This is a genomic window from Ramlibacter sp. WS9 (assembly GCF_003797765.1).
Classification (GTDB): domain Bacteria; phylum Pseudomonadota; class Gammaproteobacteria; order Burkholderiales; family Burkholderiaceae_C; genus Ramlibacter.
The window spans coordinates 154,064-168,084 of sequence record NZ_RKMB01000004.1 but is presented as its reverse complement, the minus strand read 5'-3'; the positions used below and the strand labels follow the sequence as shown (position 1 = coordinate 168,084).

General features: G+C 61.8%; 13 protein-coding genes. 10 read left to right on the top strand and 3 right to left on the bottom strand.

Annotated elements, in window-relative coordinates; translation table 11 throughout:
• Complete coding sequence (locus EEB15_RS08880; protein WP_141509474.1) at nucleotides 1-651, top strand: sulfite oxidase heme-binding subunit YedZ; 651 nt, start codon at nucleotides 1-3, stop codon at nucleotides 649-651.
• Here EEB15_RS08880 and lysA read toward each other — a convergent pair.
• Both lysA and EEB15_RS08870 read right to left on the bottom strand, forming a co-directional pair.
• On the bottom strand, nucleotides 593-1,870 hold the full coding sequence (gene lysA, locus EEB15_RS08875) for a diaminopimelate decarboxylase (RefSeq protein WP_141509473.1): 1,278 nt from the start codon (nucleotides 1,868-1,870) through the stop codon (nucleotides 593-595). The two genes, EEB15_RS08880 and lysA, sit on opposite strands and share 59 nt — an antisense overlap.
• A complete protein-coding gene (locus EEB15_RS08870; RefSeq protein ID WP_141509472.1) occupies nucleotides 1,867-2,103 on the bottom strand; it encodes a lipoprotein in 237 nt (78 codons plus the stop codon). The genes lysA and EEB15_RS08870 overlap by 4 nt, the downstream gene beginning before the upstream one ends.
• Nucleotides 2,104-2,116: 13 nt before the next feature.
• Between EEB15_RS08870 and cyaY the strand changes: the two genes are divergently transcribed.
• Nucleotides 2,117-2,470, top strand: coding sequence for an iron donor protein CyaY (gene cyaY / locus EEB15_RS08865; protein ID WP_141509681.1), 354 nt, complete (start codon nucleotides 2,117-2,119; stop codon nucleotides 2,468-2,470).
• A gap of 9 nt (nucleotides 2,471-2,479) precedes the next feature.
• On the opposite strand, the gene EEB15_RS08860 is transcribed toward cyaY, so the two are convergent.
• On the bottom strand, nucleotides 2,480-4,942 hold the full coding sequence (locus tag EEB15_RS08860) for a penicillin-binding protein 1A (RefSeq protein ID WP_141509471.1): 2,463 nt from the start codon (nucleotides 4,940-4,942) through the stop codon (nucleotides 2,480-2,482).
• A 264-nt stretch (nucleotides 4,943-5,206) separates the two neighbouring features.
• Here EEB15_RS08860 and EEB15_RS08855 point away from each other — a divergent pair, with 264 nt between their 5' ends.
• From EEB15_RS08855 to aroB, 8 genes are all read left to right on the top strand, one after another.
• Nucleotides 5,207-6,286, top strand: a complete 1,080-nt coding sequence (locus tag EEB15_RS08855; protein WP_141509470.1) for a pilus assembly protein PilM — start codon at nucleotides 5,207-5,209, stop codon at nucleotides 6,284-6,286.
• Complete coding sequence (locus EEB15_RS08850) at nucleotides 6,283-6,924, top strand: PilN domain-containing protein (protein ID WP_141509469.1); 642 nt, start codon at nucleotides 6,283-6,285, stop codon at nucleotides 6,922-6,924. The genes EEB15_RS08855 and EEB15_RS08850 overlap by 4 nt, the downstream gene beginning before the upstream one ends.
• 7 nt (nucleotides 6,925-6,931) lie before the next feature.
• A complete protein-coding gene (locus EEB15_RS08845) occupies nucleotides 6,932-7,597 on the top strand; it encodes a type 4a pilus biogenesis protein PilO (protein ID WP_141509468.1) in 666 nt (221 codons plus the stop codon).
• Nucleotides 7,594-8,136 (top strand): pilus assembly protein PilP, encoded by a 543-nt coding sequence (locus EEB15_RS08840; protein ID WP_141509467.1) that lies wholly within the window; start codon nucleotides 7,594-7,596, stop codon nucleotides 8,134-8,136. The genes EEB15_RS08845 and EEB15_RS08840 overlap by 4 nt, the downstream gene beginning before the upstream one ends.
• Nucleotides 8,133-10,244 (top strand): type IV pilus secretin PilQ, encoded by a 2,112-nt coding sequence (gene pilQ, locus EEB15_RS08835; protein WP_141509466.1) that lies wholly within the window; start codon nucleotides 8,133-8,135, stop codon nucleotides 10,242-10,244. The genes EEB15_RS08840 and pilQ overlap by 4 nt, the downstream gene beginning before the upstream one ends.
• A gap of 70 nt (nucleotides 10,245-10,314) precedes the next feature.
• Nucleotides 10,315-12,360: a hypothetical protein gene (locus EEB15_RS08830; protein WP_158290047.1), complete on the top strand. Its 2,046-nt coding sequence runs from the start codon at nucleotides 10,315-10,317 to the stop codon at nucleotides 12,358-12,360.
• Nucleotides 12,361-12,370: 10 nt separating this feature from the next.
• The gene (locus EEB15_RS08825; protein WP_141509464.1) at nucleotides 12,371-12,898 is read left to right on the top strand and encodes a shikimate kinase; all 528 of its coding nucleotides are present in this window, start codon (nucleotides 12,371-12,373) and stop codon (nucleotides 12,896-12,898) included.
• 10 nt (nucleotides 12,899-12,908) lie between these two features.
• Nucleotides 12,909-14,021, top strand: coding sequence for a 3-dehydroquinate synthase (gene aroB / locus EEB15_RS08820; RefSeq protein WP_141509463.1), 1,113 nt, complete (start codon nucleotides 12,909-12,911; stop codon nucleotides 14,019-14,021).

Genomic DNA, 14,021 nt, shown 5'->3' with positions numbered 1-14,021 from the left:
TTGACGCTAGTGAAGCTTTTGCTGAGCCCCGGCGCCAAGGTGGTGCTGTTCGTGACCGCGCTGCTGCCGTTCGCCTGGCTGGTGTACGGCGTCGCCACCGACAACCTGGGTGCCAACCCCGCGGAGTACCTGATCCGCTCGACGGGCGACTGGACCTTGCGCTTCCTGTGCATCACGCTGTCGGTGACGCCCCTGCGGGTGATCAGCGGTACGCCGGCGCTGGCGCGGTTCCGCCGGATGCTGGGCCTCTTCGTCTACTTCTATGTGGTGCTGCATCTGCTCAGCTACAGCTGGTTCGACATGGGCTTCGACGTAGCGGACATCGCGAAAGACATCGCCAAGCGGCCATTCATCCTGGTGGGATTCACCGCCTTCCTGCTGCTCACGCCGCTGGCCGCGACTTCGTTCAACCGCGCCGTGAAGGCCATCGGCGCCAAGCGCTGGCAAGCTCTGCACAAGCTGGTCTACGTGATTGCCGGGCTGGGCATCCTGCATTTCTTCTGGATGCGCGCGGGCAAGCAGGACTTCGCCGAAGTGGCGGTCTACGCCGCCATCCTCGCCCTGCTGCTGGGATGGCGCGCGGTGCAGTGGCTTAGGAAACGAGCCGCTCCGCGCGCATCTGATCCGCCGCGGTTTCCCGTTCGCGGATGAGAAAGGCCTTGCCGCCGTCGACCAGAACCTCGGCGGCGCGGCCTCGGGTGTTGTAGTTGCTGGCCATGCTCATCGAATAGGCCCCGGCCGACATCACGGCCAGAAGGTCGCCTTGTTTCACGGCCAGCACGCGGTCGCGGCCGATCCAGTCGCCGCTTTCGCACACCGGGCCCACCACGTCGTAGGTTTGCGGTGCTTCGGCTCGCGGATTCGCCGGCACGATGGCGTGAAAAGCCTGGTACATAGCCGGGCGCGGCAGGTCATTCATCGCCGCGTCGACGATGCAGAAGTTCTTGCCTTCGCCCGGTTTCAAATAAAGCACTTCGGTCACACAGGCGCCCGCGTTACCGACGAGCGAACGGCCCGGCTCGATCATGAACTGACGGTCGCCGAATCCACGCGCATCGAGCCTTGCGAAGAGCTTGCGCCACAGGTCGTCCGCTGCCGGCGGCTGGTCACCGTTATAGGAGATGCCCAAGCCGCCGCCGAAGTCGATGTGATGGATCGGAATGCCGACAGCCTCGATCGCCTGGACCAGGTCGACGATGCGGTCCATGGCTTCGAGATAGGGCGCTTCGTCGGTGATCTGCGAACCGATGTGGCAGTCGATCCCCACCACTTTCAAACCGGGCAGCGACGCCGCCCGCTGGTAGGTCGCAACGGTGCGGTCGTGCGCGACGCCGAACTTGTTGCCCTTCAGGCCGGTGGAAATGTAGGGATGGGTTTTCGGGTCGACGTCCGGATTCACGCGCACGCTGACTGGCGCCACCTTGCCGGCCGCGGCTGCAACCTCGCTCAGCACCTCCAGCTCGGCTTCGCTTTCCACGTTGAAGCAACCGACGCCCACGGCAAGGGCACGACGCATCTCGGCGCGTGTTTTGCCGACACCGGAAAAGATGATGTCCTTGCCTGCCCCGCCGGCCGCAAGCACCCGCTCGAGTTCGCCCCCCGAGACGATGTCGAAGCCGCAACCGGCCTGGGCGAAGACCTGGAGCACGCCCAGCGAAGAATTTGCCTTCATCGCGTAACAGATGCGCGCCTTGCGTCCGGCAAAGCCGCGCTGGTAGGCGGCCAGGGCCGCCAGCATGGACGCCTTGGAGTACACGAAAAGTGGCGTACCGTGTTCGCGGGCGAGATCGGACAGGCGCACCTGTTCGGCAAAAAGCTCACTCCCGCGGTGCTCGAAATGCGGGTGGCCGGGCAAGGTGTTGGCGGTCATTGAATCGGGATCGGGGAGGCAGTGCCGGTGGTGGAGGGCGCCGACGCGGGCGCTGCGGGAACGATGGGTCGGGCGAGCGTTTCGGTCAACGTGGCCCGGCCCGCGGCTGCTTCGCCGGTGGGCAGGAAAAGCGGACCTCTCTGCCCGCACGCGGCCAGAAGGGCGACCACTCCACTGGCAAGGACAAGCCGCCTTGCCGAGGCGCTGACTAGAATTTGGGAAACAAGCAACATGGACCAAATTGTAATGACCGACCCTGAATTCATGGACCGCGCTGAAGCGCTGCTGCGCCGCATCGAGTCTTGCTGCGACCGCATCAACGATGAGACCGACGCGGACATCGACAACCAGCGGGTCGGCGGAATGGTCACGCTGGTGTTTCCCAGCGGCACGCAGATCATCGTCAACACGCAAAAACCGCTGCACGAAATCTGGATGGCCGCCAAGGCCGGCGGCTTCCACTACAAGTTCGACGGCCAGAAGTGGATGGACACCAAGGGCAACGGCGAATTCTTCGCCAACCTCACACAGTACGCCGGCGAGCAGGCCGGCCGTCCGCTGTCGTTTGACAACCTGGATCCCGGGTCGAGCCCGGCATGACGGGGCGTATCAGTTCCTGAACAGGTCGAGGATGCTCTTGCGCTCTTCCGAGGGCGCAGCAGGGGCGCGGTTCGGTGGCAGGCCATCGGAGTTCAGCAGGGTCTTGTCCTCAGGCGCGCGCGGCGCTCCAGACCCTGGGCCCGTGCCGCTCTCCGGCGTCGAAGTCCCGCCCACGTTGCTCACGCCGCCACCGCGTGCGTACTCCTCGTAGTACCACTCACCGCCGACGTTGATGACACCTTCCGGTGCCGACGGTTCCATCACGGGCACACCCTTCAAAGCAGTCTCCATGAAGTTGATCCACACCGGCAACGAGAGGCCGCCGCCGGTTTCCCTGTCGCCGAGAGAACGCGGCGTGTCGTAGCCCATCCAGACGATCGCCACCAGTGTGGGCTGGAAGCCGTTGAACCACGTGTCGATCGAGTCGTTGGTGGTGCCGGTCTTGCCGTAGAGGTCGGTACGCTTCAGGTCACGCGTGGCCCTGGCGGCCGTGCCCGAACGGGCGACCTCCTGCAACAGCCTTTCCATGATGAACGCGTTGCGCGCGTCGATGGCCCGCACGGATTCATTGGGTAGCGGCGGCTGGCTCTCGACCACCGTACGGCCCTTCTGATCGGTGATGCGCGTGACCAGCCAGGGGTTGACGCGGTAGCCGCCGTTGGCGAACACGGCGTAGCCGGTGGCCATCTGCATCGGAGTAACCGAGCCCGCGCCCAGCGCCATGGTCAGGTAGGCAGGGTGTTTCTCGGCTTCGAAGCCGAACCGGGTGATCCAGTCTTGCGCGTTCTGTGCGCCCACCGCCTGCAGCACACGGATCGACACCATGTTCTTCGACTTCGCCAGTGCCGTGTGCAGTTGCATGGGGCCTTCGAACTTGCCGTCGTAGTTCTTGGGCTCCCAGGGCTGGCCGCCCGTGACACCCGCGTCGAAGAACAGCGGCGCGTCGTTCACGACGGTGGTGGGGGTGAAACCTTTTTCCAGCGCGGCCGAATAGATGAAAGGCTTGAAGCCGGAGCCCGGCTGGCGCCACGCCTGCGTGACGTGGTTGAACTTGTTCTTGTTGAAGTCGAAGCCACCGACCAGCGCCCGGATGGCGCCATCGCGCGGGTCGAGGGCGACGAAGGCGCCTTCGACCTCCGGCAACTGCGTGATCTCCCAGGTGTTCTTGAGCGTCTTGGCCACGCGGATCACGGCGCCCCGCCGGATCTTGATCTTGGGCGGTGCCTTGTCGGACAGTCCGGATTGGGCCGGACGCAAGCCCTCGCCCGTGATCTCGATCTTCTCGCTGTTCTGGCGCACGGCGAGGATCCTCTTTGGGGTGGCCTCCAGCACCACGGCCGACATCACGTCGCCGTTGTCGGGGTGTTCGGTCAGGGCATCGTCGATCGCATCGTCGGCTTCCTTGCCGTCGGCAGGCAGCTCCAGGAACTCTTCCGGGCCGCGGTAGATCTGGCGCCGTTCGTAGTCCATGATGCCCCTGCGCAACGCCTTGTACGCGGCGTCCTGCTGCTGCGCATTGACGGTGGTGTACACATTCAGACCGCGGGTGTATGCCTCGTCGCCGTACTGGGCGTAGATCAGCTGCCGCACGGTCTCGGCCACATACTCGGCATGCACGCGGGTGTTGTCCGGGCCACTGCGAATTTTCAACTCCTGCTTTTTCGCGGCTCCAGCCTCCTCTGCGGTGATGAAGCCGTTTTCCTGCATCCGCTCCACGATGTAGAGCTGGCGCGCGCGAGCACGGTTGGGGTTGCTGATCGGGTTGTAGGCCGACGGCGCCTTGGGCAGTCCCGCCAACATGGCCGCCTCGGCGATGGTGAGGTCCTTCATCGGCTTGCCGAAGTAGGCGTCCGCGGCCGCGGCAAAGCCGTAAGCCCGGTTGCCCAGGAAGATCTGGTTCATGTAGATCTCGAGGATCTGGTCCTTGCTCAGCTGGTGCTCCAGCTTGAAGGTCAACAGGACTTCGTACAGCTTGCGGGTGAACGTCTTCTCCGACGAGAGATACACGTTGCGTGCGACCTGCATGGTGATGGTCGAGGCGCCCTGGCTCTTGACGCGGCCCAGGTTGGCCAAAGCCGCACGCAGCAACCCGCGGTAGTCCACACCCCCATGCGAATAGAAACGGGAATCCTCGATCGCCAGGACGGCGTCTTTCATCACCTTGGGGATTTCGGCGATCGGGGTGAGGTTGCGGCGCTCCTCGCCGAATTCGCCGATCAGCACACCCTCAGCCGAATAGACGCGCAGGGGGAGCTTCGGCCGGTAGTCGGACAGCTCTGAAATGTCGGGGAGGTTGGGATACGCGACCGACAGGGCCACGCCCACGATGATGACCACGGAGGCAATGCCGGCCGCCGCCAGGCCGGCCCCCCAAAGGAAGGTGCGCAGCAGCACGCGTTTCCAGCCGGTGAGGCCCGAGCCGGGAAAACGCGGGGACGGGCGGGATTCACCGGAAGAGGGTTCAGAAGGCATACATATCCACGTAACGTCCCAGTGCCACATTATAAAAATGGCGAGGCTCGGGACCGTCTCTTAATGTGCAGATCAAAACTCAACCATTGGTTTGATCCGCGACCTGGGGCTTACCAGTATGGCAGGTAACCGCGTCGGTTTTTGGCAACGGTCTGCACAGCCCAAATAGGAAAATCTCTTTGCGTGACAAGGATGTTACTGCTAGCATTGAAGTGAAATCTTAAGTTTGTTACGCCTAGAAATGCGGTGTTTCAGGAGACCGAATTGAGCTCTTTGGGGTCGTTGTTTAGCCGCCAGCCCGCGCCACTGCTGGGCTTGGATATCAGTTCATCCAGCGTGAAGCTGGTTGAGCTCGGCCGTGACAAGGCGGGCAACCTGGTGCTGGAACGCTGCGCCATCGAGCCCCTGGAGCGCGGGTGGATCACCGACGGCAACGTCGAAAAGTTCGACGAGGTCGCGGAAGCAATGCGGCGCGTCGTCAAGAAAAGCGGGACTCGCACCAAGAACGTCGCGATGGCGCTGCCCCCGTCGGCCGTGATCACCAAGAAAATCATCCTTCCGGGTGGGTTGTCCGAGCAGGACCTGGAAACGCAGGTCGAGGCGGAAGCCAACCAATACATCCCATTCTCCCTGGACGAAGTCAGCCTTGACTTCTGCGTGATCGGGCCGAGCACCACATCGGCGGGCGACGTGGAAGTGCTGATCGCTGCTTCGCGCAAGGAGAAAGTTCAGGATCGCCAGGGCCTGGCCGAGGCGGCGGGCCTGAAACCCATGATCATCGACGTCGAGTCCTATTCGTCGCGCCTGGCCGCGGGCCGCCTGATCCAGTCCCTGCCAAACCAGGGCGTGGACACCATGGTGGCATTGTTCGAAGTGGGCGCGTTCACCACCAGCATGCAGGTCATCCGCAACGACGAGGTGTTGTACGACCGTGACCAGGCCTTCGGCGGTGCGCAACTGACCCAACTGATCGTGCGCCAATACGGCTTCTCGCCGGAGGAAGCCGAAAACAAGAAGCGCAATGGCGACCTGCCGGAAGACTACGAGAGCGGCGTGCTCAAGCCGTTCGTCGAAAGCATGTCCCAGGAAATTGGGCGGGCGCTGCAGTTTTTCTTCACCAGCACCCCGCACAACAAGGTCGACTACGTGATGCTCGCCGGGGGGTCGGCCGCGCTGCCGGGGTTAACGGACATCGTGACCATGCAGACTTCGTTTCCGTGCAACCTGGCCAATCCCTTCGAAGGCATGCAAGTCGGAGATGGCGTCCGCGAAAAGAAGATGCGCCGCGAAGCCCCGTCGTACCTGACCTCGTGCGGCCTGGCCATGCGGAGGTTCATTCAGTGATCCTGATCAACCTGCTTCCCCACCGAGAGGCTGCGCGCAAACGCCGCCGCGAGGCGTTCTATGCGGCGTTGGGCGCTTCCGCCGTGGCTGGCGGCGTCATTGCGGGCGCTATCTTCCTCTGGTATGGGGCCCAAATCTCCAACCAACAGGAAAAAAACACGGTCTTGCAAGCCGAGATCAAGCGGCTGGAAGCGCAGATCAAGGAAATCGCCACCCTGCAGGCCGAGATCGCGGCACTCCGGGCGCGTCAGCAGGCGGTGGAAGACTTGCAGGCGGATCGCAACATGCCTGTGCACCTGCTGAACGAACTGGTCAAGCAATTGCCAGATGGCGTCTATGTCGCGAACCTCAAGCAGGAAAACCAGGTGGTGACGTTGGTGGGGACGGCGCAGTCCAACGAGAGAGTCTCCGAGTTGCTGCGCAACCTGGGAAACAACAGCCCGTGGTTGACAAAGCCCGAGCTCGTTGAGATCACCTCCGGCTCCGTAGCGCTTAGCCCGCGCGACCAGCGACGCGTGGCGAACTTCACCATGCGGGTGCGACTTCTGCGCGCCAGCGAAGCCAAGAAAGCAACGGCGGTCTCTAGCGGCGCATCTTCGGCGCGCGCCGCCAGCGCTTCAGCACCGGCCAAGACCTGATCGCACTATGGCAACTTCCAAGAAATTCGACGCGGCAGCCTTTCAGCAAGCGGTGCTCGGGCAATTCAGGGGACTCAATGCGAACGATCCGCCCTCCTGGCCTTTGATACCGAGGACGACGCTTTGCCTTGCAGTCATTGCGCTGATTGTCATCGGACTGTGGTTCGCTTGGCTCAGTACGTCGGCCGACGAATTGGAAGCGGAGCGCGCAAAGGAAGTGGCGTTGCGTGCCGACTATCAGAAGAAGCTCGCGCAAGCGGTGAACCTTGACGCGCTCAAGAAGCAGCGCGAGCAGGTGTTGCAATACGTGACGCAGCTTGAAAAGCAGTTGCCAAGCAAGGCCGAAATGGACGCCTTGCTGTCCGACATCAACCAGGCAGGTCTTGGGCGAAGCTTGAACTTTGACCTGTTCCGCCCAGGCAATGTCGGTGTGAAGGAATACTACGCCGAGCTGCCCATCACACTGCGTGTCAGTGGCCGCTTCCATGACATAGGCTCGTTCGCGGCCGACATCGCCAACCTCTCGCGAATCGTGACCCTGAACAATGTCAGCATCGTTCCACAAAAGGACGGCAACCTTGTGATGGACGCCACAGCCAAGACTTTCCGCTACCTCGACAATGACGAGGTTGCAGCACAACGCAAGCCAGCTTCCGGAGCCGCGAAGAAATGATGCCCAAGACCGCACCCATCGCGGCGTCGCTGGTCCTGTTGCTCACGGCGTGCGCACCGTCGGGGCAGGAAGAACTGAAGGCTTGGATGGACGAGCAGCGACAGCTCACCAAGCCTCAAGTCCAGCCGATTGCCGAACCCAAGAAATTCACACCCCAGGCGTACACCCAGGAGTCGGTCACGGATCCGTTCAGCAACCTGAAGTTGACGCAGGCATTGAAGCGGGAATCTGCCCAGTCCACGTCGAACGCGGCTCTGGTTGCGCCCGAGCTATCTCGCCGCAAGGAACCGCTTGAGGGGTTTCCGCTGGACGCCATGAAGATGGTGGGTAGTCTGTTGAAAGAAGGCAAGCCGGTTGCACTGGTGCGAGTGGACAACCTCCTCTATCAGGTGCGGCCCGGCAACTACCTAGGCCAGAACTTCGGAAAGATCATGAAGGTTGCGGAAACCGAGGTTGTGCTGCGCGAGATCGTGCAGGACGCCGCCGGCGAATGGATTGAGCGCACCGCGACATTGCAATTGCAAGAGAGGTCGAAATGAACAAGAACCAAAGCACATTGCGAATGGCGTTGGCCTTCGCTGCCCTCTTACTCGCGACTGTCTCAGTTCGCGCCCAAACCGTGGTGGAGTCGATAACAAGTTCCGTCCAGGGCGGCGCGGAGGTCGTCCGCATTGATTTTTCCCAGCCGCTGCAGGCCGTGCCCGCCGGCTTCGCCATCCAGGCCCCTGCGCGCATCGCTCTTGACATCCCTGGCGCAACCAACGGCCTCGGTAAGTCCACGGTCGATATCAATCAGGGCAATCTGCGTTCGATCAACGTCGTCCAAGCCGGCGAGCGTACAAGGTTGGTGCTGAACCTGAAGTCTGCCGCTGCCTATAAAGCGCAACTGCAAGGAAAATCACTGCTCGTCGTGCTGGATCCTGTGGGTGTGGCTGGGTCGGCTGCCACTATTGCTCCAGCTTTTGCGGAGAACAGAAACACGGACACGCAGCCGATCCGCGACCTGGACTTCCGTCGCGGCAGCGACAGCGCCGGTCGGGTGGTCGTCGACCTGCCTAACAACCAAGTAGGTGTCGACATACGTCAGCAGGGCCAGACCCTGGTGGTTGAATTCCTGAAGTCCTCGCTGCCCGAGGGCTTGCGCCGCCGCCTCGACGTGTCTGACTTCGGCACGCCTGTGCAGACCGTGACCACGTTTCAAACCGCCGACCGCGTGCGTGTGGTGATTGAACCAAAGGGTCCGTGGGAGCACAGTGCCTACCAGAGTGACAGTCAATTCGTGGTTGAAGTCCGCCCTGTGAAGATCGATCCGTCCAAACTTACGCAAGGCGTTGGATTCAACGGTGAAAAGCTGTCGCTGAATTTCCAGAACATCGAGGTGCGCTCGTTGCTGCAGGTCATCGCGGACTTCACCAATTTCAACATCGTCACTTCGGACTCCGTCACCGGCGCCGTAACGCTGCGACTGAAGGATGTGCCTTGGGACCAGGCGCTGGATATCGTGTTGCAAGCCAAGGGGCTGGGAATGCGCAAATCCGGCAATGTCATCTGGATCGCCCCCAAGGACGAGATCGCGGCCAAAGAAAAGCTCGACCTCGAATCGCGCAACGCGATCCAGAACCTGGAACCGTTGCGTACTCAATCGTTTCAGTTGAACTACACCAAGGCCGCTGACATTGCTGTCCAGATCACCGCGGGCGCCGGTGCGGCTCGGATTCTCAGTACACGCGGCAGCGTCATCGCGGAACCACGCACCAATCAGTTGTTCGTCACTGACATCCCAACTCGCCTGGAGTCGGTGCAAACGCTGATCGGCAAGCTGGATATCGCTGTGCGACAGGTGCTGATCGAAGCGCGCATCGTGGAGGCTTCGGATAGTTTCGGCCGCTCACTGGGCGTGCGGTTGGGGGGCAGCGACCTGCGCGGCGTAAGGGGTGGTGACGCTGGTTATGCGCTCGGCGGTGGCAATCGGGTTGCATTTGGTGGAACCTACAACGCCGTGTCAAGCACTACGACGGAATCGTCGGGCGAACTCAACACACTCAATACCACATTCGTCAACTTGCCCGCATCTGGGCAGGGCGGATTCACTCCCTCCTCGTTCGCAATTTCGCTATTCAGCGCCGCAGCTAACCGCTTTCTGAACCTGGAACTCTCAGCTATGGAGGCCGACGGGAAAGGCCGCCTGGTGTCGAGTCCTCGGATCGTCACGGCCGACCAGACAAAGGCCATGATCGAACAGGGCACCGAATTCCCGTATCAGCAGGCAACCTCCAGCGGCGCCACTTCGGTGTCCTTCCGGCGTGCGACCCTGAAGCTTGAAGTCACGCCGCAGATTACTCCCGAAGGCAACATCATCCTTAACCTCGACATTGCCAAGGACAGCCGCGGTGAAACTACGGCTGCCGGTATTGCAATCAATACCAAGCACATCCAGACGCAGGTGCTGGTGGAAAACGGCGGCACAGTTGTGATCGGTGGCATTTTCGAGCTGACCGAATCGGAAAACGAGGCGAAGGTCCCCCTGCTGGGCGACTTGCCTGCCGTCGGCAACCTGTTCAAGACTAAGACACGCACTTCTAACAAGCAGGAAATGTTGGTGTTCATCACCCCCAAGATGATCGCTGATCGCGCCGCCGCTCGTTAAACGAAAACGCCAAGCAAACTAGGAAGAGGACCCGAGAGCCATGATGCAATTTATGAGAATTCTGTGCGGCATGCTGTTCGCCGCATTGATGACCGCCTGCGGAGGAGGAGGGGGTAGTGCCGGCACGGTCCCCGGGGTCATAGTGACTCCTCCCAAGCCCACTATCGTGGTGGACATCGTCAACGGTGCAGGCGTAGGCACCAGCACGGTGGGGAGTGGTACAACCACGTTCGCACGTGCCCAGGTCTCGACCGCCGCGGGCGCGAAGGTTCCGAACACCGTTGTCACGTTTACAGTGCCGAGTGGGTTGGCGATTTTCTCACCGTTGGCAGGTACTGCGTTGACCGACGCTAACGGTATTGCAACTATCCAGATTCTCCCTGCTTCAACGACCGGAGGAGCGGGCGTCCTGAATGCAGATGCCACGGTGAGCGACGTGGCCGCCACGCAAGGCGCAGTCTCCTTCCAGGTTCTATCGAGCGTGCCGGACGCGCCGACCGCGCGGGTTAGTAACTTTGTCTTGCTGCTCGACAAGTCGACTTTGTCCAACGCCGGCACTGCGACAGCAAAATTGACGGTTGTGGCGGTCGATGCCAACAACAACGTGGTGCCCGGTGCGGCAGTGAGTGTTGCGACGGATGCAAACACCATCTTCACGCCGAACGCAAGTGCCACAAACTCCTCTGGTCGATACACTGGCGAAATCAGCGCCGGAAATGACAAGTCCGACAGGACAGTGGTCGCGACAGTGACGATAAACGGGATAGTCAGGCAGACCAGCCTGCAAATCATCGGCTCGGCGATCAGCATCAATATGACGCCGACGATACTGAACCCTGGAGGAGCATCCACAGTTACGGCACTGGTGACGGATGGCGCATTGGGTCCGATTGGCAACACCAGCGTCACATTCAGCGGTGATATCGCCCAACTCATGAATCGCAACGTGGTGACCGACGCCGCCGGCAGGGCAACCGTGGGTTTTGTTGCCCCGGCCGTGGCTGGCAGCTACTTGGTCAAGGCAACGGCAAGCGGTGTTTCCAACCAAATCTCGGTGCAGGTGGGCTCAAGCGCGGCTATTCCCCCCGCTGTCATTCCGAATGGCGCGCAGGCAGCGCTAGCGGCTATTCCAAACGTGGTAGCGCCCAATGCGGCAGGAAGCACATCGAGTCAGAGCCAATTGCGGTTCTTGTTCCTCGACGGCACCAACAAGCCCATTCCCAATGTGCGCGTCCGATTCAACATCCAGAGCGTAGGACTGGGGTCTTCCGATTCAGCCATCAGCACGGGTACGACGACGGTATACACCAACGCCTCGGGCGTGGCCACAGCTGCGTTTATCCCGGGACCTACAGGGAGTCCGACCGATGGAGTTCAAGTGCGCGCCTGCTATCAAGCAAACGACTTCGCGAATACCGCGCAGTGCCCTTCCAGCGTTGTCGTCAACTTGACCATCGCCGCCCAGCCATTGGCCGTTTCGATCGGGAACGACAACCTCCTGCAAGCCGGCACCGGTGGCACTTACATCAAGACATTCGTGGTCACTGTCGCAGACGCTGCGGGCCGTGCCGTCAAAGGTGCACCCGTTGATATTTCGTTGGACATCACGCACTATGGCAAAGGGCTCTTCGAGCAAGCTTCGTCGTTCCCTCTAGCCATCTCCGATGCAAATAGATATGTGCCCAATGCCGCGACGGACCCCGAAACGTTCGAGGCGCGAGTCAGTTGCATCAACGAAGACTTCAACCGCAATGGCTTCGCGGACACAAGTGTGATCGTTCCGTGGAGTTCGGTCCGCCAAAACGAAAACGTAAACGGAAGCACCGATAGTTTTGGGCAGCCCACGCTTGAGCCGAGGCGCTCGGACATCATCTTGTCGTACAAGGACGCGGAGGTGCAGACTACCAATGACAGTGGGGTGTTGTTGATCCAGGTGGAGTATTCCCAACGTTTTGCAACGTGGCTGTCCTATCGGATTCGCGCGACGACCAGCGTTTCCGGATCGCAGGGCAGCGCCGAGCGAGCTTTCGTGACGTCGTACATCATTGAGGACGGACCGACCGGGTCTTTCCGGACGCCGCCTTACGGTGTGCGCGCTTGCAACAACCCCAATTGACGAGCTGGGCTTGGTCATTGTTCTGGTCGGGCTCCCCGGCTCAGGCAAATCCACCGTCGGGCGTCAACTAGCCCGACGGCTTGGTATTCCTTTCACGGACACGGACCACGCGATCGAGCAGCGCATAGGCTGCTCGATCCGCGAATACTTCGAGCGTGAGGGCGAGGTAGCCTTCCGCGACGTCGAGGAAGAGGTCATTCGAGATTTGACGGCGGTGCCGGACGGCGTGCTCGCCACGGGCGGGGGCGCCGTTTTGCGTCCTGCCAACCGCGAGCGTCTGCGTTCCGCGGGTCACACGATCTACCTACGATCCACCCCCGAAGAGCTCTTCCGGCGCCTGAAGCACGATGCGAACCGTCCCTTGCTCCAAGTCGCCGACCCCTTGGGAAAGCTGCGCGGCCTGTACGACGAACGCGATCCGCTCTACCGGGAAACAGCCCATTTCGTCATCGAGACCGGGCGGCCTTCCGTCTCTACGCTGGTCAACATGATCGTGATGCAGCTGGAGCTGGCCGGCATCGTTTCCGCACGCCCTTAAACTCGCGGGTATGCCCGCAGTTCCAACGCCCTCCGTTTCGCACCAGGTCCCAATCGAACTTGGCGACCGCAGCTACCCGATCAGCATCGGCAGCGGTTTGCTTGCCGATCCCGCGACCTGGGCCGCGGTGCCTGCTGCCTCACAAGCCCTGATCGTCACCAACGTCACCGTGGCGCCGCTGTATGCACAGCAGCTGCGGGACGCATTGACTCGCCGCCACAAGACGATCCACATCGTCGCCTTGCCAGACGGCGAGGAGCACAAGACCTGGCAAACGCTCAATCTCATCTTCGACGCGCTGCTGCAAAACGCAGCTGACCGCAAGACTGTGCTCTATGCGCTCGGCGGCGGGGTGGTCGGTGATATGACGGGTTTCGCAGCGGCGAGCTATATGCGCGGCGTGCCCTTTGTGCAGGTGCCGACGACATTGCTGGCGCAGGTGGACTCTTCGGTCGGCGGGAAGACTGCCATCAACCACCCCCTTGGCAAGAACATGATCGGTGCGTTCTACCAGCCGCAGCTGGTGGTGTGCGACCTTGACACGCTGACGACGCTGCCGGCGCGAGAACTCAGCGCAGGTTTGGCCGAGGTGATCAAGTATGGGCCCATCGCCGACATGGACCTGCTGGCCTGGCTCGAAGCGAACATCGAGCAACTGATGGCGCGCGATACAGCGGCACTGGCTCACGCGGTCAAGCGCAGCTGCGAGATCAAGGCGTGGGTCGTCGGGCAAGACGAGCGGGAAGCGGGCCTGCGCGCCATCCTGAACTTCGGCCACACATTTGGCCACGCGATCGAGGCGGGCATGGGCTACGGTCAATGGCTGCACGGGGAAGCAGTGGGGTGTGGCATGGTGATGGCACTGCATCTGTCCAAAGCCCTGGGCCTCGTCGACACGGCTTTCGTCGAGCGCGTGACAGCGCTGGTGCGCAAGGCCGGGTTGCCGACGGTAGGCCCCCAGCTCGGCGCCGATCGCTACCTGGAGCTGATGCAAGTCGACAAGAAGGCCGAGGGCGGCGAGATCAAGTTCGTGGTGATCGATCGTCCGGGTCACGCCAGCGTGCGCCCCGCGCCCGACGCGATCGTGCGCGAAGTGATCGAGCGCTGCTGCGTCCCGGGCTGA

Coding starts and splice junctions, on each gene's coding strand:
- lysA (WP_141509473.1), bottom strand. CDS start 1,870: ATGACCGCCAACACCTTGCCCGGCCACCCGCATTTCGAGCACCGCGGG.
- EEB15_RS08870 (WP_141509472.1), bottom strand. CDS start 2,103: ATGTTGCTTGTTTCCCAAATTCTAGTCAGCGCCTCGGCAAGGCGGCTT.
- cyaY (WP_141509681.1), top strand. CDS start 2,117: ATGACCGACCCTGAATTCATGGACCGCGCTGAAGCGCTGCTGCGCCGC.
- EEB15_RS08860 (WP_141509471.1), bottom strand. CDS start 4,942: ATGCCTTCTGAACCCTCTTCCGGTGAATCCCGCCCGTCCCCGCGTTTT.
- EEB15_RS08845 (WP_141509468.1), top strand. CDS start 6,932: ATGGCAACTTCCAAGAAATTCGACGCGGCAGCCTTTCAGCAAGCGGTG.
- EEB15_RS08840 (WP_141509467.1), top strand. CDS start 7,594: ATGATGCCCAAGACCGCACCCATCGCGGCGTCGCTGGTCCTGTTGCTC.
- pilQ (WP_141509466.1), top strand. CDS start 8,133: ATGAACAAGAACCAAAGCACATTGCGAATGGCGTTGGCCTTCGCTGCC.
- EEB15_RS08830 (WP_158290047.1), top strand. CDS start 10,315: ATGCTGTTCGCCGCATTGATGACCGCCTGCGGAGGAGGAGGGGGTAGT.
- aroB (WP_141509463.1), top strand. CDS start 12,909: ATGCCCGCAGTTCCAACGCCCTCCGTTTCGCACCAGGTCCCAATCGAA.